The sequence below is a fragment of the Legionella norrlandica genome, assembly GCF_000770585.1.
GTDB classification, from domain to species: domain Bacteria; phylum Pseudomonadota; class Gammaproteobacteria; order Legionellales; family Legionellaceae; genus Legionella; species Legionella norrlandica.
On sequence record NZ_JNCF01000001.1, the window covers coordinates 118671 to 141408 of the forward strand.

The following is a 22738-nucleotide window of genomic DNA, read 5'->3' on the forward strand; positions in this document are numbered from 1 at the left end:
TAACTACCCATTTTCTTTTGCAAATTCAGACATAAATTCAATTAGAGCATCAACACCAGCCATAGGCATGGCATTATATAGACTGGCCCTTAGTCCCCCTACGAAGCGATGTCCTTTTAAAGCACATAAACCACGCTCATTAGCCATATCAAGAAATTTTTGTTCTAAATGAGTATCATAAAGAGAAAAGCAAATATTCATTATGGACCGGGCTTCTCTAGATACAGGAGTCGTATAAAAATCAGTTGAATCCAGATATTGATACAACTTTGCTGCTTTTAAGCAATTCTGCCTAAATAACTCTTCGATACCGCCTTGGGCTTTAATCCAATCAAACATTTTTGCTGCTAAATAACAATTAAACACGGGAGGTGTAGCATATAAAGAATGATACTCCGCATGAGTTTTGTAATTTAACATAGTGGGGACAATGGGGTGAGGCTGTTTTTTTAAAAAATCTTCATGAATAATAATCACAGTTAAACCGGCATTGGAGATGTTCTTTTGGGCACCGGCAAAAATCAAGCCATATTGTTTGATGTTTATTGGTTCACTCAATAAACAAGAAGTCATATCTGCAACCAAAGGTACATTTCCCGTTTTGGGAACATAAGGAAATCGGACTCCATTTACTGTTTCATTAGGCGTAAAATAAGCATAAGCCGTATTATTCTTTAATTTCCAATGTTGTGAATCAGGGACCGTTACAAACCCTCTTGCCTCCTCATCAACAAGATAATAGGCTTTTTTTAGCCGACTGGCTTCTTGATAAGCCATCTGAGACCAAATTCCTGTAATGAAATAAGCAGCCTCCTCATCTGGTTGCAACAAATTCATAGGAACCATAGCAAATTGAGTTCGAGCAGCACCTCCTAAAAATAAAACATGGTAGTTTTCAGGAATGTTTAATAGTTGTCTTAATGATTGTTCTGCTGTGTTTAATAGATGAATGACTTCCGGTGTTCTGTGACCTATTTCAAGAACAGACATTCCTGTGCCATGCCAATTGAGAAACTCCTCCTGTGCCTCTTTCAGTATCGGCTCAGGAAGCATGGCAGGGCCAGCACCAAAATTATAAACTCTAGTTTTCATCACTACTGTCTTCGGCATCTAGAGGTGAATGCTCCATATCTTCGTCCCCTTCCCCCAGATCCTCAATCTTTTGCATACCTACGACAATTTCACCAGAACTGACATTAATTAAGCGAACGCCTTGGGTATTTCTGCCAATCACAGACAATTCACTGACTTTAAAGCGTACTAATGTTCCTTTGTCTGTAATTAGCATAGCCTCGTCATTATCTGTCACTTGCAAGGAGCGAACTACCTTACCATTTCGTTCAGTAACCTGGATAGAGATAACCCCCTGGCCTCCTCGTCCGGAAACTCGATATTCATCAACGTGCGTTCTCTTACCATAACCATTCTCTGTAGCTGTTAAGATAGTTCCACCATTAGGATCAACTACCACCAGAGACTTTACTGCCTGATCTTTTTCTATTCTAATTCCGCGAACACCACGAGCTGTGCGCCCCATAGGCCTCACTTTATTTTCATCAAAACGGATTACTTTACCAGCATCGGTAAAGAGCATGATATCGCGAGTACCATCCGTAATATCGACTCCAACAAGGCTATCATCTTCCTCTAAATCTACTGCAATAATGCCATTTGAACGCGGTCTGCTAAAAGCATTTAAAGGTACTTTTTTAACTGTTCCCTGCTTGGTAGCCATAAATACATAAGTACCATCCTTATACTCACGCACAGGAAGCATGGCATTAATTTCTTCACCTTCTGCCAAAGGAAGTATATTGATTATTGGCCTTCCTCTGGAAGTACGACTTGCCAGAGGCAGTTGATAGGCTTTTAGCCAATATAATTTTCCATGATTAGAAAAGCATAATAATGTATCGTGAGTACTTGCAATCACTAAACGTTCAACAAAATCTTCATCTTTAACATGAGTAGCCAACTTGCCTTTACCGCCTCGACGTTGTGCCTGATACGCAGTAATCGGCTGATATTTCACATAACCTTGATGAGATAAGGTCACAACAACGTCCTCTTCAGTAATCAAATCTTCAATAGTTAAATCTTCTTGGGACGCTGTAATTTCGGTCCGACGTTCATTACCAAATTGTGTTTTTATTTCTATTAATTCATCACGAATCACTTGCATAAGCCTTTCTGGCGAAGCCAGTATATCAAGTAATTCTTTGATTAAACTCAATAATTCTTCAAATTCATTAATTATTTTATCTTGCTCAAGCGCAGTCAACCGGTGCAATCTTAATTCAAGTATTGCTTGTGCCTGGGCAGCAGATAACTTATAACCATCCTCATGCAAGCCATACTCTTCAGCTAAATCATCTGGTCTTGACGCATTTGATCCTGCTTTTTCCAACATAGCCTTCACCAAACCTGGCTCCCATCTTTTGGCCAATAACGCTTCCTTTGCGTCCTGAGGTGTTGGTGATTGCTTGATTAAAGCAATCATTTCATCAATATTGGCCAGAGCAATTCCTAAACCTTCCAATAAATGAGCGCGATCTCTTGCTTTCTTCAATTCAAATATTGTTCGTCTGGTAACTACTTCTCGCCTATGTTTTATAAAGTATTCGAGTACTTGCTTTAGATTGAGAGTACGAGGTTGCCCATCAACTAATGCCACCATATTAATCCCAAATACATTTTGCATTTGGGTATGAGCAAATAGGTTATTTAATACTACATCAGCGACTTCATTACGCTTTAATTCAATAACAACTCGCATCCCTTGTTTATCTGACTCATCCCTTAACCCAACAATTCCTTCAATTTTCTTGTCTCTGACCAATTCTGCGATGCGTTCAATCAAACGTGCTTTATTAACCTGGTAAGGCAATTCCTGAATAATAATAGACTGGCGCCCTGAACTTTCATCTACCTCAACTTCGGTTCGCGCTCTAATGACAACTCGCCCTTTCCCAGTACGGTATCCCTCAATAATTCCAGCACGCCCATTAATAATGGCAGCAGTAGGGAAATCAGGGCCGGGAATAATCTCCATTAAATCTTCGAGGCTAGTTTCAGGCTCGTCCACCAAAGTAATACATGCATTAATCACTTCTGTGAGATTATGTGGGGGGATATTAGTAGCCATCCCCACTGCAATGCCTGATGAACCATTAACCAATAAATTAGGAATTCGGGAGGGTAGCACTACTGGCGCAAATTCAGTTTCGTCATAGTTAGGACTAAAATCGACTGTTTCTTTATCGAGGTCTGCCAATAAAGCATGCGCCACTTTAGACATTCGCACTTCGGTATAACGCATTGCTGCTGGAGCATCACCATCTACAGAACCAAAGTTACCCTGACCATCAATAAGAAGATAACGCATCGAAAAGGGCTGGGCCATACGAACGATAGTATCATAAACTGCCGTATCTCCATGAGGGTGGTATTTACCTATTACATCCCCCACCACGCGGGCAGATTTTTTATAAGGTTTATTCCAGTCGTTACCTAGCTCGCTCATAGCATAAAGCACACGCCTATGCACTGGTTTTAAGCCATCACGTACATCGGGCAAAGCTCTACCCACAATGACACTCATAGCATAATCCAAGTAGGATTGCTTCAATTCGTCTTCTATATTGACTGGCAAGACTTCTTTAGCTAGATATACCATGGTTTGGAGGTATCCTTTAGAGAATAAGATTAAGGTTAATTCATATAGATTTCTTTCAAAGCTGGTTGCAACGTGGCAGTGGCTAAAGGAACTGAAACCCGTAACCCAAATATACACGGTGGTACATGAAAAAAGTACATTTTGTGATTACTCTTTGCAATAGAGCTTTGCAAGAAACTTAATAATATTAATAATACAGGATACCATATTAGACGTTTTAATTAAACCTTGAAAAGCAGTTGTAGGAGAGAAACCTTATATTGTTCAATCAGCGTTACTATTGGATTAAAATTACTCCAACCAGCCAGATGTTTCCCTCTTAAGCCTCTGAAAATTCGTGCATGTCCTTGATTTTTTCAAGCGACTTAGTGATTAAAAGCTCCAGACAAGATTTTACATCAGCAATAAAACTACCATGTATTCTATTAGCCAATACCACACTTAAGGATAGACATCGATGTCCCAGCATACCACCCAACGCGTAAATAGCTGCGGTTTCCATTTCAAAATTAATTACTGAATAATTATGAGTACGAAATCTTCCTAACTGATTAATAAGGTTTGGATAACGCAACGGCAATCTTAATTGTCGTCCTTGTGGCCCATAAAAACCTCCACAGGTAGCAGTAATTCCAATATGCCCCAGAGAGCTAAACTGTTCGGCTAACTTAGGACATGATTCGGAAACATAAAATGGCCACTCCCTCCATCAAGATGTTTTATTAATTTTTCTTTAATGACCTGAAGTGTGTGAGAAGGTTGGTATTGATAATAATCAAGCAAGCTATCAAACCCAATGGCATAACGACTAATTGCAATATCTCCTGGCAAGCAATTTTCTGTTAAGCCTCCAGTGGTACCCATGCGAATTATTGTTAATTTTTTTTTATTGACTTTAACCACTCGACTAGACAAATCGATATTCGCCAAAGCATCAAGTTCATTCATCACAATATCTATGTTAGGCATACCAATACCAGTCGAAATCACTGTAATTCTTTTTGACCCCAGATATCCAGTATGCGTAATAAATTCTCGATGCGAACGCTGTAATTCAACTTTATCAAAAAACTGACTTACCTGACTCACTCGACCAGGATCACCAACGGTGATAATTATATCCGCCATTTCTTCTGGTCTTAAATCAAGATGATATACTGCACCACGATGATTAATTGGTAATTCTGCTGGAGTAATCATTTTTTCTATTCTTCCTCAAATTTCTGAACCATAATGTATAATCAATGTATATTCAAAAACATTGGCAATGTTAGTTTTATGTTTTGCTTTTTTGCTAAGTTGTTTTTAAAATTCTATGTAAGGTGTAGTTAGTTCACTTTTAAAAACAGCCTGGACAAAAAATCATACAGATTAAAATTTAGCATTCCCTCTTGGATACATGGATTTAGAACGCCCTAAATACTTTTAGAGATTCTAAATTCAGGCTAAAATTTCATAGCCAAAATTATGTTTAATTTGACTGTATGTTGTCATTTTTATATAGTTCCGCGCACTAACGCAAGTAAGAATGCTCATAGCATGTAAATAATCAGGAGAAGCAATGACTCAAAAGACAGCTAAACTCAGCATCGAAGGGCAAGAGACGATTGATTTACCAATCTATACTCCCACCTTAGGTAATGATGTAATCGATATTACCCAGCTTGGTTCACACGGCGTCTTCACCTTTGATCAAGGTTTTTTATCAACTGCCTCCTGTGAGTCGAAAATCACTTATATTGATGGAGACAAAGGAATCCTGCTATATAGAGGTTACCCCATTGAGCAATTGGCAGAAAAAAAAGACTTTCTCGATGTAAGTTACTTATTACTTAATGGTGAGTTACCAAACAAAGAAGAAAAGAAATCTTTTGTCAATTTAATTAATAACCATACTATGGTTCATCAACAAATGTACCAGTTTTTGAATGGTTTCAGAAGAGATGCCCATCCAATGGCAATCATGGTTGGAATAGTTGGTGCCTTATCAGCCTTCTATCACGAATCGATGGATCTCAATAATGCACAGGATCGATTCATTTCTGCAATTAGACTGATTGCTAAAATGCCTACTTTGGCTGCTATGAGCTATAAGTACTCCATTGGCATGCCCTACATGTATCCTCAAAATAAAATGACTTACGCGGAAAATTTCCTTCATATGATGTTTGGCGTTCCGTCGGAAGATACTACGCCAAACCCGGTATTAGTAAGAGCCATGGATACTATTTTTATTCTCCATGCTGATCATGAGCAAAATGCCTCTACATCGACTGTGCGCTTGGCAGGCTCTACTGGCGCCAACCCATTCGCATGTATCTCGGCTGGCATCGGAGCTTTATGGGGACCTGCACATGGTGGAGCTAATGAAGCTTGCCTAAATATGTTGAAAGAAATTGGGGATGTAAGCCGTATTGATCATTATATTAAACGAGCCAAAGATAAAAATGATCCATTCCGATTAATGGGTTTTGGCCATAGAGTTTATAAAAGTTACGATCCAAGAGCTAAAGTAATGCGTAAAACTTGTTATGATGTTTTAGAGGCTGTTGGTGCAAAAGAGGCCCCATTATTCAAACTTGCCATGGAGCTGGAACGCATAGCTCTGGAAGATGAATATTTTATAGAGAAAAAACTCTATCCAAATGTGGACTTCTACTCAGGATTAACTTTAAACGCTATCGGTATACCAACTAACATGTTTACAGTAGTATTTGCCCTAGCCCGTACTGTTGGATGGATGAGTCACTGGATGGAAATGGTTGCTAGTAAATCACGTATTGGTAGACCGCGACAATTATACACCGGTGAAAAAATCCGAGATGTGAAATAAATAAAACTTGGCTATTAAAATGTAATCGTTCATGCATAACTTGAATCTTGGTGGAATACCATATTTGACCCATCTTGAACGATTACTAAAGAAGAGCTATTACAATTTCTGACCAACCCATTCTCATTCAACCGAGCCTTGATTGAGCTGGATAGTGATACAAGCGTTATGAATTTAGGGAACGATAGAATTGCTACACTTGCCCCGTCTTAACCATAGATAAAGCTCCCAACCATCCTCGAAAATCTTTCTCCACATCCTCTTTGTTTCTTGACGGCTGAAACTCTTGTTCGACATCCCATACCTTATTGATTGCAGAAAAAGAATCAAATAAGCCGTAGCCTATTGCAGAAAGGATCGCTGCGCCTTTTGCACTTGTCTCTATATCTTTGGGTTTTTGAATTTTTAGTTGACACTGATCCGCAAGAAATTGAAGAAACCATTGATTGGCAGCCATCCCTCCATCTGCTTTCAGCAAAGTCAAATCCAATTGACTATCATCTCTCATACAAGCCAATACTTCACGGGTTTGATAACAAACGCCTTCCAAAGCTGCTCTGGCAATATGGGCTCTATTTGTTGAGCGTGATAAACCTATTATCGCGGTACCCGAAGTTGATATCCAATGAGGAGCACCTAATCCAGTAAAAGATGAAACCAGATAAACTCCATTATTGCTTTCCAAGCTTGCTGCCAATGATTCTGTTTCACTGGAGTGGGAAATCAATTTCAATTCATCTCTTAACCATTTAACAGTTGTTCCCGCATGATAAATACTTCCTTCCAAACCGTATACAGTTTTTTCTTTAATTTTATAAGCAATGGTAGTGAGTAATTTGTGTTGTGACAGGACGGGTTTATTTCCTGTATTAAGTAACAAGAAACCACCCGTACCAAATGTTGCCTTAACCATTCCATCATTAAAACAACCTTGTCCAATTAAAGCAGCTTGCTGATCACCTGCAACTCCAGTGATTGGGATTTCCATGCCTAACCAATCTTTATTAATTACTCCAAAATGATTATCGCTAGGGTAAACCTCCGGTAATACAGACTCTGGAATAGAGAAGAGTTTAAGTAACTCTTGATCCCACTTTTCATTATTAATATTAAATAACATGGTTCGTGATGCATTGGTTATATCGGTAGAATGCTTCAAGCCTTTGGTCATACGCCATATCAAAAAACTATCTATTGTTCCGAAGGCCAGATCTCCTTTATTAAGCAGTGATTGCGCTTGGCTAATATTTTTTAATAGCCAATTTAATTTACTCGCTGAAAAATAAGGATCAGGAATAAGCCCAGTTTTTTCCTGTATCTCTAAAGAATATTCAGCCAAGGAAGAACAAAATTTTTCAGTACGTCTATCCTGCCAGACTATAGCAGGAGCAAGACAAACGCCGGTATTCCTGTTCCAAATAACAGTAGTTTCCCGCTGGTTTGTAATACCACAGCATAAAATCAGTTTTCCTGGAACTTGAGATACAACATCTTTCATTGCTTTTAGTGTCTTTTCCCAAATTTCTTCAGGATCGTGTTCCACCCAACCCAAATTAGGATAATATTGTGTTAGAGAATATTGACTACTAGTCACTAATTCACCATGAAGGGTATATATCATGGCACGAGTACTACTTGTTCCCTGGTCAATAGCTAAGATATAGTTCATTATTGCAAAGTTCCTTTATGGTATAATAAGTGAGTGTAATCTTTTTTCGGAGATAAAAACATGGATCAAGTTTTTGATGTTGCAATTATTGGTGGGGGCATCAATGGTTGTGGCTGTGCTGCCGATGCAGCACTAAGAGGACTGTCTGTGGTGCTCTTCGAACAAGACGATTTGGCTTCTAAAACCTCATCAAGCAGTACAAAACTAATTCACGGCGGTTTAAGGTATTTAGAACATTATGAATTCGGATTAGTAAAGAAGGCTCTGAAAGAGCGCCATACCCTTCTCAATTTAGCGCCTCATTTAGTGCATTCGCAATCTTTCGTTTTACCTTACTTAAAACACATGCGTCCTTCCTGGTTATTGAGGTTAGGTTTATTTTTTTATGATCACCTGAGCCGAAAAAACCACCTGCCAAAATCTCGATCTATTCGGAGAAATAGAAGGAATAATTATTTTGTCCCTTTAAAAGAGGAGTTAAAACGCGGTTTTCTTTTCTATGACGCCACTACGGATGATTCGCGCTTAACAATTCTTAATGCTATTCAAGCAAAAAACCATGGAGCAAGCATCAGATCAAATGCCAAAGTAGTTCAGGCTAAGGCAGTTAATAATATATGGCATTTAACTATTCAACCTTCTAAAGGTCATTGTTATACAGTGTATGCCAAATGTCTAATTAACGCAGCAGGACCTTGGGTTCAATCTATAGCGAAGTTAACTCAAACCCCAATTGAGAAAGAAATAACCTTGGTTAAGGGAAGTCATATTATTATCCCTAAACTTTACGAGGGAAATCACGCCTATTTCTTACAGCATGACGACCAGCGCGTTATTTTTGTAATTCCTTATCACGGATTCAGCATGGTTGGAACTACTGACGTCCGCTACACTGGAGATCTTAATCAAGTCCAAATTAGCGAGCAAGAAATTGATTATCTAATTAAGTTAGTTAATTCATATTTCAAAGTTAAAATAAATAAAGACAATATCATTCACTCATGGAGCGGCATAAGACCTCTCTTGGCCGATAATAATAAAGAAAAGGAAGCACAATTATTAAGTCGTGATTATACCTTCGAATTTAATAATTACCCTGCTCCTATTATTACAATTTTTGGTGGAAAAATTACTACTTATAGACAATTGGCTGAAGAACTCATCAATCAATTAACGCCTTTATTCCCACAAATGCAATCATCCAAGACAAAGTTTACTCCTCTGCCAGGAGCTTCTTTGGCCGACATGAATTTTTTACAATATGTAAAGTATGCCCAAAAGAAATATCATTGGTTAGATAATGAATTATTAAATCGTTATCTCAATACTTATGGCTGTTATACGGAAATATTTCTTTCACAATGCAACAGCATAGAATCGATGGGAAAGAGGTTCGGTCCCTTTCTTTATCAGGTAGAAGTAGATTATCTTGTTCTAGAAGAATGGGCTAATAATTGTGATGATATTCTAAACCGTCGTACCAAACTTGGACTTACAATGGATAATGCCAGTAAAAAAGAACTGGCAGATTACCTAACCAGTATTTCTATTTATCCTTCTCCTCAAGCTGAGCTCGTATGTCACTGACATCTGCATCGAGTGCCTGTTGGGCTAACTCTTTTAAAGTGGATTCAGGCATACTGCCAGCATCTGAATAAATAACAATACTGTCTTTAAAAACCATAAGGTGGGGTATGGAACGAATCTCAAAAAAATCAGCCAACTCCTGTTGTTCTTCAATATTTATCTTAGCAAATATAATAGCGGGAAATTGATCAGAGACTTGTTCATACACTTTTGAGAATTGTTTGCAAGGGGCACACCACTCGGCCCAAAAATCGATAAATACTATCTCATTGTTATTAATTAGCGATTCAAATTCGGCACTGGTTATAGTCTGGGTCGGCATGTTGGCTCCTCAGTCTCAAGTACAGTTACAATATTATCAAATATTTGTTCTACTGTGCCTGTACCACTAATAGTATGAAATTTGGGAGCCTCTTTAGAACCAGATTCTGCCCAATCCTTGTAATATTTTACTAATGGTGCTGTTTGACTATGATATACTTCTAAACGCTTACGTATTGTTTCTTCTTTGTCATCATCACGTTGAATCAATGATTCGCCAGTAATGTCATCTTTTCCTGGCTCCTTAGGTGGATGATAAAGAATGTGGTAAACTCTCCCTGATGGTTGATGTATGCGTCGCCCACTAATTCTTTTGATAATTTCCTCATCATCAACGGCTATTTCTATTACATAATCCAAATGTATTCCAGCCTGCTTTAAAGCTTCAGCTTGAACCAGGGTTCTTGGAAATCCATCAAATAGGAATCCCCGTGCACAATCCGGCTTTTTTAATCTTTCTTTTACAAGATCAATGATAATATCGTCGGATACTAGCCCTCCGGATTCCATAATTTTTTTTGCGCTTAATCCTAATGGTGTACCCTGTGCTATAGCAGCACGTAGCATATCGCCTGTAGAAATTTGAGGAATTTTATAACGGTCAATTAAAAGTGAAGCTTGGGTTCCTTTGCCAGCTCCCGGCCCACCTAAAAGCATTAATCGCATCCAAAACTCCTTAATAAATTCGTAATCATTATAAACTTATAAATATGGTACCACACTAATTATGATACTTCATCTCCACCAATTATGTGACTTTAATGAGCCTTGACATGAATTGAGCTGCATAGCATAAAGTTGTGATTTCGCTTTTACTTTACGAGCCACAGAAATCAACCATGGTTTTTGCAAATAGGTTTTTCTCTGATAACCTCCTATTCCTTCATGATAAGCTAAATAAAGTGAATAGGCATCTGTCCTCGGAATTCCAGCCTTAATATTAGCCTGATTAGCATACCACCCTATAAAATCAACACCATCTCCAAAGTTATCGCGAGAAGACCAGAACCAGCCGTCAGTATTTTTATAATTATTCCATGTTGAATGCAAAGCTTGCGTATAACCATAAGCAGTGGAAGGCCTTTTCCATGGAATTACCCAAAGTAATTTGGTGCGTGGAGGGCGAGCCTTGGCATTAAATTTTGATTCTTGATGGATTATTGCCATTTGGACGGGAACTGGCACCTTCCAACGACGCTCTACATCTTTGGAATCAGTATACCACTTGGGGTATTGTTTAAATATATTACAAATATTATTGATGTCGGCAGGAGGCTTGCTCACACACCCCATAAGAAAAACAACAGAGCAAAGTAATACAAATTTTATCTTCATGATTTTATTATAAAAACCCAACTTCTTGTTCAGCAAAGTACTCTAACTAATATGTACTAAGCAGGTCAACAGTATAAACCGCCTATTAAAAAACATTCTAACAAATATGATGCCTACAATCCAAGTCATTTAAAGTCATTTAAAGTTACTTCGCTTCTTTAGCATGGTAGAATTCAATTTGGCTGAACTTGAATAAAATTAATTTCTATGACGATACTTGTTTTTGATATTGAAACAATTCCAGATATTGAGTCAGGGCGCAAATTATTCGCTCTTGACGGGTTATCCGATGAAGATACCGCACATGCCATGTTTGCTTTAAGACGTGAAAAAACCGGCAATGATTTTTTACCTCATTATTTACAAAAAATTTGTGCTATCTCTGTGGTCATTAATCATGGATCCCAAATAAAAGTTTGGTCGCTTGGTGATGAAGAATCTGATGAAAAAGAACTGATAACACGTTTTTTTGCCGGAATAGATAAACACACCCCTACCCTAATTAGTTGGAATGGAAGCGGTTTCGATCTCCCTGTGTTACATTATAGATCCTTATTACATGGCATTACTGCTCCCACTTACTGGGAAATAGGGGAAAACCAACAAACCTTTAAATGGAACAATTATTTAAGTCGTTTTCATTATCGCCATATTGATCTCATGGATGTTTTGGCTGGATATCAAAATAAAGCCTTCGCTCCTCTTGATGATATTGCAACGATGCTAGGATTCCCTGGAAAAATGGGGATGAATGGATCAAAAGTATGGGAACAATATCAAGCTGGTGAATTAAAGGCAATTCGCGACTATTGCGAAACCGATGTACTCAATACTTATTGCGTGTATTTGCGATTTGAACTGCTTCGTGGAACCATCAGTAAAGAAGGCTATGACAAAAATATTGAACGGCTTAAAAGCTATTTAAGTATAGAAAAAGATAAAATGCATTTACAGGAATTTCTCAAGAGAATGTCCTGAATTAAGCTGATGCTTATATTTGCCTTGTCAAGCTAGGCTCCCTTATCCCTTATTAGGTGTGATTTAAAGTGCAGTTAAAAGGATCTCTTTCCTGAAAAAGCTAAACTATATGTATCCACCTCAATAGTTTCCAGAGCCTTACGATACTCTTCACTGTTCAAATGATTTAAGGTATTAGAGTATCGAGCCAAACCAAGCTGCTCATAAGACTCCAAATCAACTGCATTGGCTTTATTGACCAATTGCGTCCACGACCAAATCGTTATCCACCATTCAATAATAGGTTTATAAACCTCTACCCAAGCTAACAAGGAGTCATTAATATCTTCTGTATTAAAGTAAGCTTTTAATAGAGTGAATTGTTGTTCCCTATTTAACCTGGCCTCGACCATAAAATAGACCAAATCCCAAACAAAATCATTATTGCTCGAATATTCCCAATCGATTTGATGTATTATTTCTTTTCCTTTAATTTCTGCGCTTTCAGACAGGATAAAATTAAGTGGAGTCGTATCATTATGACAAGGGACTTGCTCAATACGATAAAAAGAAAAAATGCCTTTCAATTTCTGCATTTGTTGTTCAATAAACTCGATTTCTCCAGGAAAATGAAATTGTTTTTGTTTTAATGAATATAATAAGTCCTCATTTCGTTCAAAAAAATGGGTATCATTAGCAAAAGGTTTGGAGCCATGAAGTGTGCGCATCATAGCAGCCACTTCTTGTAAAATTTCTTTCCTTGCTAAAAGATTATCATCCAGAGTGTGAACTCCTTCTATAAAACGTGTTACCTGCAATCCGTCTTTTGGATCAAAGAAAGCTATCGGTACATTCAGTCCTAAGCCAGCTGCTTGCTTTGCATTATGAGCTTCCTCGCTTCTGGTGATGAATGCGGAAGAACCTTTTCCAGGGATCCGCATAACCCATTTTTCACGAGCCCCCATCATTTTAACTCTATAGGTAGAATTCGTCATTCCCCCAGTCATTAATTTTAATCTTAATACATCAAGTCCCAGATTAGTAAATAAAGGCACTCTATGAATAATAGGTAACATCGTTAAATATTTTTGGGTTAGTCTTACCAATTCATACCATTGCTTATTCACGACAGCTGCTGCAGAGCGAGCATTAGGGTCTAGTAAACTGAGAATGTAAATGATTAAATGCTCTTTTAATTCGGGTTTATTATTATCGGAGCCAAAAAAGCTTAATTTCATAAACGTACTTATTAATAAATGACACAACTGAAGGTATTATATAAAAGCTGGTAATAAAGTAATAGATAATAAAACAGCTATTTTTCTAGGAATATTGAATGCTTTTTCATGCTAATCGCTATCTTGGTCTTTATTTTCTACTGATTCTCTTAATCGCGCCTATCCATCTTCTTTCTCTGGATAGTTATTATTACTGGGATTGGAGTAGACATTTGGCTCTTTCCTATTATGATGGCTCTCCCATGATTGCCTACTTTATCAGGTTGGCCACTTTTTTATTTGGTAACTCCCTGTTTGCTCTAAATTTTGTTGGTATTGCTTCAACTGCGCTAACTAGTTTTATAATTTATAAAACTGCAAGGTTATGTCTTAACAGAGAAGCCAGCTCTATCGCCGTAGTAATTTGGCTATTTTCGCCTCTTGTCACTCTAGATTTAATCAACCAAACCACATATGACACTCCACTAACTCTTTTTTGGGCACTCACTCTTTACTTTACCATAAGATATATTCAATTCAACCAAGATAAGGACCTGTATTATGTAGGCCTTAGCATTGGCCTCATGTTGTTATCTAAATACTCCGGTATTGTTCTCGTTTTTGGCCTACTTATTTTTTTGATTACAACGCCCTATCGACGGCTTTTTAAGTCCAGACATTTTTATTTGGCCATAATTATAGCAGTTATCGTTTTTACTCCAGTTATTGTATGGAATATTCAGCATGATTGGGTATCAATTCGTTATCAATTAAGTACTCATCAACTGCAAGAATCTCCCCATTCAACAGGAAATATGTTTCGATCTTTTTTCAATATTTTTTTGCCTTCGCTTAATTTCTTATTAATTCCACCAATATTATATTTTTTGAAATCACCCCCTAAAAAGTCCCCAGTGTATTATTTATGCCTAGTTATTTGCGTCACCTTTATTTTGTTCTATTTATTTGCTGCAAACAAAGCCGAAATAAGAGCCTATTGGCTTGCACAATACTTGATTACTGCTAGTCTGTTGGCTGGTTATTGTTATCAGGAATGGTCTTACCGCAATTCCACTTTTTTATTAATTTTATTTTATGCCATTATGAGTGGGATTATCTTGATTAACAACACCACTCTTTTCAGTTTCGGATATTCCAAAAAGCTCGCATACTATCAATGGATACAGCAACTTAATCGTTCCAACGAGACACTTCCAGAAATAGTAATAACTCCAGGATGGTTTGAGGCACGTATGCTGTTTTTTCTAAAAAATAAACCTATGATTTATACCTTTGACTGTGGATCACTACAAAATCAATACTTATTCTGGACACCAGACCTAAAACTCTTCAATGAAGTTTTATATATCGATACTTTTAATAGGGTTGCATGCGTCAAAAAATATTTTAGTCAATGCCAACCACTTGATCTCCCATTGGCCTTTGATAAAAAAGGGAATCAAATAATTCATGCTTATCGATGCAGTAATAAATCCAGTACTTATTCGCAGCCCACATTAATGCAGTAATCGCCCAGGGTAACTTGAATCTTGGTATAATGTGAGTTGTGTCCAGGTTGAACGAAAAACTGGTTGAAAAATCGCAACATATACATATATCAGTATATGAGCATTTATCAGTCAATGTTTCGTTCAAGATGGGCCAAATATAGCATCTGGCGATATAGCGTGAACAGTTACATGCAGCGTGTGGGAAACCAAGAATAGTTCCTGATAGCCACCTTGCCCCCATGATTCTCTTAGAGCTTCAAAGTCATTTGGAGGTATTTGAATTGAGAGAATGGGTACTATTTTTAGGCCAAATCACATTGGAATAAAATAAGTAATTTACAATGGAACCAATACCAAGTCCCGATGCCAAGATAATATTTTCTTTCAAAACTCCTTGCCCAAAATAATTGACAAACATATGGACCCATAAACTTTGAAAGTAAACCATAAAAGCAGAGTAAGCGATAAATTGTGAAAAACGCCCAATAATAGCAACTTTCGTTGTGCGATAATCCACCTTCTGTTTGAAGGTAATAGAGTGGTGAAATATAAAATTCGATACGATAGCAGCACTAATTGCAATTTGACTAGATACTAGTGCAGAATGATTTAAATTCCTCAGCCCATTGTAGACACTAAACTGAATTAACGCTCCAAGAGAACCGACACAACACATAGTGATATATTGTCGCAGCTCCTTCATGCGAAGCGTAAAAAGAACCCGTAAAGTATCGAGCATGCTGTTTTTAGGCAACTTGCTTTTCCCTTTTTCTCTATCAATAAAGCGGATAGGGAATTCAACAATCTTAGCTTTTGCCTTATGTAGAAGCCAATATAGTTCAAGTTTATAAGCATAATTTCTCGACAAAAAGGCAGAGGGTAAAAGTTGCCTTAATAAGTTTGTACGTGTTGCTCTTAAACCGGAAGTGAGATCTTTATATTTTCCAGTTAATAACAGACGGGCAATCCAATTGCCTCCTATCGATAATAATTTACGATGAATGCCCCAGTTTGGAGGAATCTCACCACCTGAAATATAGCGACTACCTACTACTACATCATATTCCTTACTTAATTCTAACATAGGGCCAATATAACAGGGCTGATGAGACCCATCCGCATCAAACTCAAAAACAACATCGGCACACAGCTTATCCATAGCAATCCACATCGCTTGTAAATAAGCAGAACCAAGACCGGTTTTTTGTGGCTCTTCTGCAAAATGTACACGGTGTGATGTTTTAGCCCTTTCGCGTACTATGCTCGCAGTGGAATCCGTAGAGTGACTATCAAACACAAGAACTTCAACTTGATAGTCTCGTAAAGATGCCGTTTCATCAAGAATCAAATCGATTGTATGCGAAATATTATCTTCTTCATTATAGGTAGGAATGATAACAATGACTTTTTCTTTGGCCATATTGGATCTGGGAATAGGAAGCAGATTTATGAAGTAGGCAAATCTTATCAAAAGGCAGACTTGTCGTAAATAAACTTTAACTAACAGACCTCGGGAACCGGCTCAAATACGCACATGAGAATCAATGGTTAACCACAAGTCTAACGAGTGGAGCAAAACATCAGGCCTAATGAGAAATATTATTTTTAAACCGGCCAAACAATCCCTGCCACATAGAAAAAATTTCTGATTTCTCTATTAAATGATAAGATAAAAATATATACTGTTAGGCCGCCTTTTCGAAGTAATTGATTCAGGGTTAATGCTATGTCTGAACCTCTTATTAAAATTTCACACAGACAAGCTATTATCTTCGCTTGCTTTTTGGTTTTGTATGAATTTCTTACATACATTGCCAATGACATGATCATGCCTGGTATGATTAGCGTGGTCCAATCCTTTAATGCGTCAGAATCTGTTGTTGCCACCTCGCTTACTGTCTACTTATTAGGAGGGGCCAGTTTGCAATTCATCCTTGGACCTCTATCTGATGCTTATGGGAGAAGGCCCATGATGCTCATCGGCTCCTGTTTATTTTTCCTGTTTACTCTTTTAATTGCAAGCTCCCACTCTATGAGTCAATTTTTAATTGCTCGATTTTTCCAAGGAATGGGGCTGTGCTTCATTGGCGTAGTAGGTTATGCAACAATTCAGGAAATATTTGAAGAAATGGATGCCATCAGATTAATCGCAATCATGGCAAACGCGGCAATACTTGCCCCACTATTAGGCCCGCTTTTAGGAGCGATTATCATTCACTATGCCTCCTGGCGCCTAATCTTTCTTTTTATCGCTTTTGGTGCTCTTTTAACCTATTGGGGACTTTGGAAGTTCATGCCAGAACCCATAGGACAAATAAAAACCGATGGCCAGGTTATCGCTAAAACACCATTTGCGTTTGGCACAATAATTCGAAATTATAGAGCATTACTACTTAATCCTGCGTTTTGTTATAGCGCCATTGCTGAAGGTCTTGTAGGAATCCCATGCATAGCCTGGATTGCTCTTGCGCCAATTATGCTCATTTCTGAAGCGAAACTCACCGTCATTCAATATGGCCTCTGGCAGTTACCCATATTCGGAGCAACTATATTGGGTAATTGGTGCTTACATCATTTAACCTATAAATATAAAGTCGAGAGAATCATTTTTGTCGGTTGTATCATCATGATAATAGGGCTTGCTATGACAGCTATCTTACCTTACTTCTATGGTAATGATTACTTTTATTTAATACCAGGAATTATAATCTACTTCTTTTCACTTAGCGTGATTAATGCCCCTTTGAATAGATATTGCTTATTTGTAACCTCCGTAAGTAAAGGGACTGCATCTGCATTGATCAGCTTGAGTATCATGATCATTGGCGCTATTGGCATAGAGATAGCGAACTTATTTTATCAACAACATAATAATCTCCATTTTGCGCTCTATTGCAACGCAGTAGGAGCGTTATTTTTAATTTTTATAGGCCTAACTTTTTTTGTTAGTCGCAAAAAGGAACATTAAATTCTAATATACCCGGTGTTGCTTTTATGGTTTTTAGTCAACTGCTCTTCAAGTTGTGATTTGAGCTTGATAAAATCCGCTGTTCTTACCTCACATAATGCCACCATAGCATTCAAATCAGAGAGCGGATGGCGCATCGTCCCAACCGGCGCGCGGTCCCAAGGATTCGCATAGGGAAAGTTACCCTTATACATTGCGACACTAATGGAAAGTTTAGAATCAGCTCTAAACCAATCTTTGTTCTCTTCATTAATATAATCATAGGATTTTTTTGCTGGTTCTGGCTGTGAGGTAAATCTAGGAGGCTCATCAAGATAAAAAGGTTCATTAGAGCAATATTCATCAACAACATGCATAGGTAGCAGCTTTTGTGCACCACCAACACCTTTTATCCACTGTATATTAATGGCAACCCAATCCCTATTCCCTTGCACGTTTATTGAATCCACTTGTGTTTGCAGTTCTTTGATGATGGTATTATTGAAATCAAAATGATTTTCAGTGGTTGTTTTCCCATTAAACCTATAAGTGACACCAATTGTGTTCACTTTGTTGTATTGAGCAATCAGTTGTTCAAATACCTTTCTGCCTTCTTCATTCTGGGGTATGCATGCAATCATTGCTGTCCACATGTATTTATCCAGGGCCCAAAGAGCATATTCAAAGCCACTTATGTTCTTGAATTCTCGCCCAGAACAATCCGTAACGAAGCCCCTTTCAAACATTAAACTCATGTCCTTCTCTAACATCGCTTTGACTGCATCATGTTCCCCGCATACCACGTGATGCAATAATTTACGAACAGCAATCAGAGGCTTAAACAAAGCAAAATGATGTTTTGATGCCCTAGATAAACTAACTAAATCACGGTTTGATAAGTATTGCCCCGTTTCGATTTGGGAGTCCTGAGATAATTTATCAAGCTCAATTTGGTCTTGCATACTGTTCACCTTACTCCTATTCATTTGAGTCAATTTATAAAATTGGGTCATTCTGACCCAATCTAGCAATGATAAAAATAATATTCTGGGTCATTTTCATACGATGATGTACTAGGAGTTGCCCCTATGAGCAGGATGAGACTCTTTAAGCAAAAACATGGCTATGAGCAAACTTGCTAAAAAGCATATAGGCATTACTAATAAGGCAATCTGATAACTTGACATACTATACACATGGCTCCATTTACAATTCGCCAAGTTCCAGTTTGCTGTAAAATATATCCAACGAGTGGTTGAAAAATGGCCCCTCCTATTAGAACTGACAGGTTATTAAAACCAGATGCTGTTCCAACCAATTCAGGCGTATTATTTTCTTTAACCACCGCGAAACTCACCGTCTGCCCACCAGCACCCAAACCTAGTACGAAGAGTACTGCATAAGCCCAACCATGAGATAATTGCGGGAGATAGAGGAGTATCAATGTGGCAATCAAACCTAATATTGCACTGATAATTAATGCAATACGCCGGCTCTCCAACCTATCACTTAACCATCCTAATAAAGGACTACCCACTCCAATACCTAACCATATCATACTGCATAAGCCGGATGCAGTAACAACGCTAACCTGGAATTTTTCTTGTAAGAAAGGAACCCCCCAAAGCGCTGCAAATACAGCAATAGGCGTCCAAATTGCAAAGGCATAACCACCTATAATCCACGTATAGCTATGCTTACATACTGCAATTAATCGCTTCCATTCATCTCTTAAATAATGACTGGGTATTGTTTGATTTTGTTGGTGAGGATAATCGCGGATAAATAACCAGAATAGCAATGCCAATATAAGTCCGACACCGGCTAAAAGAAAACTGGCACTTCTCCAACCCATCAAGTCAATTAATGCCGCCAAAGGCATTTCCCCAAACATAGCACCTACAGAACTCATTAATTGTGCTATTCCTGCGAGAATCGCAAAATAATAGGGTGGAAACCAACGCGAAATAAGAACCAATACACCGATAAAGGAGAATGCGGAACCTATCCCAATTAAAAAAACGACCGATACAAGCAGTAAACACGCTGTCAGTAGAAGCAAAAAATGCAGACCCAAGAGCGCACAATACTATAGCAAAAGTCATTAATTTGCGAGGGCCATAGCGATCATATAATACCCCGGCAGGCAATTGAGTAGGGGCGTAAGCATAAAAATAAAACGCAGAAATAATACCAAACCCTTGGCCAGTTACTCCAAAAGTTTTCATCATCGACTCCGCCATAACACTTGGCGCTACTTGCAGAATAAATTCATACAAATAGAATGAAGCAGCTAGAAAAAAAATAAAATAAGACATAGCAAGAGAATTTCTTGCCCCATTATCCGACGTTAGGTTGTAATGTGAGGTCAATTTAAAGTCACTCTGTTAATTTTTCCGGAATTAAACCTTATGACTCTTGAGTTTGTCAATATGATTTTATCATAGGATATATGGCACCTAAAATTGCAATATCTTTAGACCCAGTTATGGACGCCAAATTAACGGGTATCTGTTTTATAGTTTGTTCAGCAAGCCAAGCAAACATCATCGCCTCAAGATAATCTGGGCTAATACCCAACTCAGCAATACTTTTCACCTCTATGTTAGCCAATAAATAATCTAAAGCCTTTATTAACTGTCTGTTATGAGCTCCTCCTCCACAGAGGTATAATTCTTTCACTTTATTTGGTGTATTTAAAATCGCCCCGGCTATACTATGGGCCGTAAGTGCTAATAAAGTAGCTTGTATATCTACCGGTTTATAATCCCTTTTTAAATAATTGTGTAACCAAGACAAAGAGAAATATTCTTTTCCTATACTTTTAGGGGAAGCTAAGTTAAAAAACGGATCTTGTAACAACTGTTCAAGTAGAATTGGTATCACTTCACCTTTGCCGGCCCAAGCGCCATTTTCATCAAAGAGTTTTCCTTCGTTCTGATAAATCCATGCATCCATAAGGCAATTTCCTGGCCCAACATCCCACCCAGTAGTCGTTTCTTGTGCAGAAATGAAAGTAATATTAGCGATACCCCCAATATTAACCACGGCAACATCATCATTTATTTTAGAAGAGAATATTTTTTGGTGGTAAAGTGGTGCAAACGGTGCCCCTTGGCCACCATTCACGAGATCTCTTGTCCTAAAATCAGCAACAACGGTAATCCTGGTTAAAGAAGAGATAGTATGGGCGCAACCAAGCTGTAATGTATAAGGGATACTTCCGCTGGTATCATGACACACCGTCTGACCATGGCTGCCAATCGCTTGAATTTCCCTGGGAGATATTTTTGTGTCATGCAAAAGTTGGTTCGTTGTTTCTGCAAATTCTCTGCCAATCAGAGTATTCAGCTGACAAATAGAGGCAAGGGTTAAATTTTTACTAATAATCAAATCATCAAGACGCTTTTTTACATCGTTACTATATTGCTTTGTAATACCATAAATTAACCTATTGGAGGGAAGCTCCAGCAAAGCAGCATCAATCCCATCCATACTGGTCCCTGACATCAAACCCACATATAAATTCATTGATTATCCTGATTTGAGCTATGATTGATACGATACTACTAAAACACATTAAATAATAGGCAAAAATTAAATACAGTTTAAGGATACTAGAGAAAAGGCAAACAGAACACCCGCATTAGCAAATCGGAATACGAGTGCGGAAAACTCTTGGATTACAATCTTCGTTAATTCAGACTATAAAATTGACATTATCTACATACCCTGAAACAATTATAGAAATTGTTAGTGGTCACTTCCGCAATCTCTTGGAAATCCAAACCACGAAGTTCAGCAATAGCTTCCGCAACCTGTTTCACTAAAGCTGGGTGATTTTGCTTGCCGCGATACGGAACAGGAGCTAAATATGGTGAATCCGTTTCTATCAATATCCTATCCAAAGGTATTTGCTTAGCTACTTCCTGTAGGGCTATAGCATTTTTAAAAGTAACGATTCCTGAGAATGATATATAAAAATTTAAATCAATCGCTCTTTTTGCAATATCTAAGTTTTCTGCAAAACAATGCATAACTCCACCTATTTTTTTTGCATTCTCTTTGTCCATTATTAACAAAGTATCTTCAGCTGCCTGTCGGGTATGAACGATTAAAGGTTTGGATGTCATTATGGCCGCTTTTATATGCTCTCTAAATCGCTCTTGTTGCAAAACCCGAGCTTCTTCGGAAGATGTTCTATAGTAATCAAGCCCCGTTTCGCCAATAGCAATGCAGGCAGGGTTTCTTAAAGCCAGTTCACACAACGTCTCTGAAGTGACAGGGTAATCCATATCAGTATTAGGATGCACGCCAACAGAAATACTAACATCTGGGTAACTTTCAGCTAAACGCTCTAACTGGGGATAGTCGCTCAATTCAACACAAACAGATAAAAAATGCTTTACACCATTTGCTTGAGCTTGCTTAATGACCTGAGTAAAGTCATTGTTGAAATCAACCAAGTCTATAAAATTTAAATGACAATGTGAATCGACTAACACTCATATCCCTCAAGAAGCTATTAATAAAAATAATGAATACTTGTTAAATAGTATCTGTCATTTGGGATGATTTTAACATCCCAGCCAAATAAGTTTCTATTTTATTACATAAATAACGACAATTTTCGCCCGTAAATTGGATACCAACTCCAGGTGGCTTATTTCCTTGTGCTCCTTTGG

19 protein-coding genes and 1 pseudogene are annotated in these 22738 nt (G+C 37.9%); 5 read left to right on the forward strand and 15 right to left on the reverse strand.

Annotated features, from left to right (window positions below; translation table 11 throughout):
- Nucleotides 1-3 precede the first annotated feature (3 nt).
- From serC to OK13_RS15665, 4 genes are all read right to left on the reverse strand, one after another.
- Complete coding sequence (serC, locus tag OK13_RS00500; RefSeq protein WP_035886340.1) at nucleotides 4-1092, reverse strand: 3-phosphoserine/phosphohydroxythreonine transaminase; 1089 nt, start codon at nucleotides 1090-1092, stop codon at nucleotides 4-6.
- Nucleotides 1082-3676 carry a DNA gyrase subunit A gene (gene gyrA, locus OK13_RS00505; RefSeq protein ID WP_035886346.1) on the reverse strand — a complete coding sequence of 865 codons (2595 nt, stop codon included), beginning with the start codon at nucleotides 3674-3676 and terminating at the stop codon, nucleotides 1082-1084. Before gyrA ends, serC begins: the two co-directional genes overlap by 11 nt.
- Before the next feature lie 319 nt (nucleotides 3677-3995).
- A complete protein-coding gene (locus tag OK13_RS15660; protein WP_277619241.1) occupies nucleotides 3996-4256 on the reverse strand; it encodes a nucleoside phosphorylase-I family protein in 261 nt (86 codons plus the stop codon).
- An 83-nt stretch (nucleotides 4257-4339) separates the two neighbouring features.
- Nucleotides 4340-4876 carry a phosphorylase family protein gene (locus OK13_RS15665; RefSeq protein ID WP_277619242.1) on the reverse strand — a complete coding sequence of 179 codons (537 nt, stop codon included), beginning with the start codon at nucleotides 4874-4876 and terminating at the stop codon, nucleotides 4340-4342.
- 361 nt (nucleotides 4877-5237) lie between these two features.
- On the opposite strand from OK13_RS15665, the gene gltA reads away from it, so the two are divergent.
- On the forward strand, nucleotides 5238-6509 hold the full coding sequence (gltA, locus tag OK13_RS00515; protein ID WP_035886351.1) for a citrate synthase: 1272 nt from the start codon (nucleotides 5238-5240) through the stop codon (nucleotides 6507-6509).
- Between the two features lie 193 nt (nucleotides 6510-6702).
- Here gltA and glpK read toward each other — a convergent pair whose 3' ends face one another.
- On the reverse strand, nucleotides 6703-8178 hold the full coding sequence (gene glpK, locus OK13_RS00520; protein ID WP_035886356.1) for a glycerol kinase GlpK: 1476 nt from the start codon (nucleotides 8176-8178) through the stop codon (nucleotides 6703-6705).
- Nucleotides 8179-8238: 60 nt separating this feature from the next.
- Here glpK and glpD point away from each other — a divergent pair, with 60 nt between their 5' ends.
- A complete protein-coding gene (gene glpD, locus OK13_RS00525; RefSeq protein WP_035886358.1) occupies nucleotides 8239-9765 on the forward strand; it encodes a glycerol-3-phosphate dehydrogenase in 1527 nt (508 codons plus the stop codon).
- Here glpD and OK13_RS00530 read toward each other — a convergent pair.
- The 3 genes from OK13_RS00530 to OK13_RS00540 form a co-directional block, all read right to left on the reverse strand.
- On the reverse strand, nucleotides 9725-10087 hold the full coding sequence (locus tag OK13_RS00530; protein ID WP_035886360.1) for a thioredoxin family protein: 363 nt from the start codon (nucleotides 10085-10087) through the stop codon (nucleotides 9725-9727). The genes glpD and OK13_RS00530 overlap by 41 nt on opposite strands.
- Nucleotides 10069-10752, reverse strand: coding sequence for an adenylate kinase (adk, locus tag OK13_RS00535; RefSeq protein ID WP_035886362.1), 684 nt, complete (start codon nucleotides 10750-10752; stop codon nucleotides 10069-10071). Before adk ends, OK13_RS00530 begins: the two co-directional genes overlap by 19 nt.
- A gap of 69 nt (nucleotides 10753-10821) precedes the next feature.
- A complete protein-coding gene (locus OK13_RS00540) occupies nucleotides 10822-11421 on the reverse strand; it encodes a transglycosylase SLT domain-containing protein (protein WP_052117502.1) in 600 nt (199 codons plus the stop codon).
- Between the two features lie 207 nt (nucleotides 11422-11628).
- Here OK13_RS00540 and OK13_RS00545 point away from each other — a divergent pair, with 207 nt between their 5' ends.
- On the forward strand, nucleotides 11629-12399 hold the full coding sequence (locus tag OK13_RS00545) for a 3'-5' exonuclease (RefSeq protein WP_035886365.1): 771 nt from the start codon (nucleotides 11629-11631) through the stop codon (nucleotides 12397-12399).
- A gap of 74 nt (nucleotides 12400-12473) precedes the next feature.
- On the opposite strand, the gene OK13_RS00550 is transcribed toward OK13_RS00545, so the two are convergent.
- Entirely contained in the window at nucleotides 12474-13616 is a 1143-nt protein-coding gene (locus OK13_RS00550) for a phosphotransferase (protein ID WP_035886367.1), read from the reverse strand.
- Between the two features lie 98 nt (nucleotides 13617-13714).
- Between OK13_RS00550 and OK13_RS00555 the strand changes: the two genes are divergently transcribed.
- Nucleotides 13715-15124, forward strand: coding sequence for a glycosyltransferase family 39 protein (locus tag OK13_RS00555; RefSeq protein ID WP_052117503.1), 1410 nt, complete (start codon nucleotides 13715-13717; stop codon nucleotides 15122-15124).
- A gap of 244 nt (nucleotides 15125-15368) precedes the next feature.
- Here OK13_RS00555 and OK13_RS00560 read toward each other — a convergent pair whose 3' ends face one another.
- A complete protein-coding gene (locus tag OK13_RS00560) occupies nucleotides 15369-16526 on the reverse strand; it encodes a glycosyltransferase family 2 protein (RefSeq protein WP_052117504.1) in 1158 nt (385 codons plus the stop codon).
- A gap of 306 nt (nucleotides 16527-16832) precedes the next feature.
- Between OK13_RS00560 and OK13_RS00565 the strand changes: the two genes are divergently transcribed.
- Nucleotides 16833-18074 (forward strand): MFS transporter, encoded by a 1242-nt coding sequence (locus OK13_RS00565; protein ID WP_035886369.1) that lies wholly within the window; start codon nucleotides 16833-16835, stop codon nucleotides 18072-18074.
- Here OK13_RS00565 and OK13_RS00570 read toward each other — a convergent pair.
- The 5 genes and pseudogenes from OK13_RS00570 to OK13_RS14935 form a co-directional block, all read right to left on the reverse strand.
- The gene (locus OK13_RS00570) at nucleotides 18071-19015 is read right to left on the reverse strand and encodes a hypothetical protein (RefSeq protein ID WP_035886372.1); all 945 of its coding nucleotides are present in this window, start codon (nucleotides 19013-19015) and stop codon (nucleotides 18071-18073) included. The genes OK13_RS00565 and OK13_RS00570 overlap by 4 nt on opposite strands.
- Before the next feature lie 111 nt (nucleotides 19016-19126).
- A pseudogene (locus tag OK13_RS00575) lies at nucleotides 19127-20425 on the reverse strand (MFS transporter).
- A gap of 55 nt (nucleotides 20426-20480) precedes the next feature.
- Entirely contained in the window at nucleotides 20481-21584 is a 1104-nt protein-coding gene (locus OK13_RS00580; RefSeq protein WP_035886375.1) for an anhydro-N-acetylmuramic acid kinase, read from the reverse strand.
- A gap of 188 nt (nucleotides 21585-21772) precedes the next feature.
- Nucleotides 21773-22558: a TatD family hydrolase gene (locus OK13_RS00585; RefSeq protein WP_035886377.1), complete on the reverse strand. Its 786-nt coding sequence runs from the start codon at nucleotides 22556-22558 to the stop codon at nucleotides 21773-21775.
- Nucleotides 22559-22601: 43 nt separating this feature from the next.
- The coding region (locus OK13_RS14935; RefSeq protein ID WP_035886379.1) for a pilus assembly protein PilZ at nucleotides 22602-22738 on the reverse strand (137 nt) is incomplete at its 5' end.

Coding starts and splice junctions, on each gene's coding strand:
- OK13_RS00540 (WP_052117502.1), bottom strand. CDS start 11,421: ATGAAGATAAAATTTGTATTACTTTGCTCTGTTGTTTTTCTTATGGGG.
- OK13_RS00550 (WP_035886367.1), bottom strand. CDS start 13,616: ATGAAATTAAGCTTTTTTGGCTCCGATAATAATAAACCCGAATTAAAA.
- OK13_RS00560 (WP_052117504.1), bottom strand. CDS start 16,526: ATGGCCAAAGAAAAAGTCATTGTTATCATTCCTACCTATAATGAAGAA.
- gyrA (WP_035886346.1), bottom strand. CDS start 3,676: ATGGTATATCTAGCTAAAGAAGTCTTGCCAGTCAATATAGAAGACGAA.
- OK13_RS00570 (WP_035886372.1), bottom strand. CDS start 19,015: ATGCAAGACCAAATTGAGCTTGATAAATTATCTCAGGACTCCCAAATC.
- gltA (WP_035886351.1), top strand. CDS start 5,238: ATGACTCAAAAGACAGCTAAACTCAGCATCGAAGGGCAAGAGACGATT.
- OK13_RS00580 (WP_035886375.1), bottom strand. CDS start 21,584: ATGAATTTATATGTGGGTTTGATGTCAGGGACCAGTATGGATGGGATT.
- OK13_RS00545 (WP_035886365.1), top strand. CDS start 11,629: ATGACGATACTTGTTTTTGATATTGAAACAATTCCAGATATTGAGTCA.
- OK13_RS00530 (WP_035886360.1), bottom strand. CDS start 10,087: ATGCCGACCCAGACTATAACCAGTGCCGAATTTGAATCGCTAATTAAT.
- OK13_RS00555 (WP_052117503.1), top strand. CDS start 13,715: ATGCTTTTTCATGCTAATCGCTATCTTGGTCTTTATTTTCTACTGATT.
- glpD (WP_035886358.1), top strand. CDS start 8,239: ATGGATCAAGTTTTTGATGTTGCAATTATTGGTGGGGGCATCAATGGT.
- OK13_RS00565 (WP_035886369.1), top strand. CDS start 16,833: ATGTCTGAACCTCTTATTAAAATTTCACACAGACAAGCTATTATCTTC.
- adk (WP_035886362.1), bottom strand. CDS start 10,752: ATGCGATTAATGCTTTTAGGTGGGCCGGGAGCTGGCAAAGGAACCCAA.
- serC (WP_035886340.1), bottom strand. CDS start 1,092: ATGAAAACTAGAGTTTATAATTTTGGTGCTGGCCCTGCCATGCTTCCT.
- OK13_RS15665 (WP_277619242.1), bottom strand. CDS start 4,876: ATGATTACTCCAGCAGAATTACCAATTAATCATCGTGGTGCAGTATAT.
- glpK (WP_035886356.1), bottom strand. CDS start 8,178: ATGAACTATATCTTAGCTATTGACCAGGGAACAAGTAGTACTCGTGCC.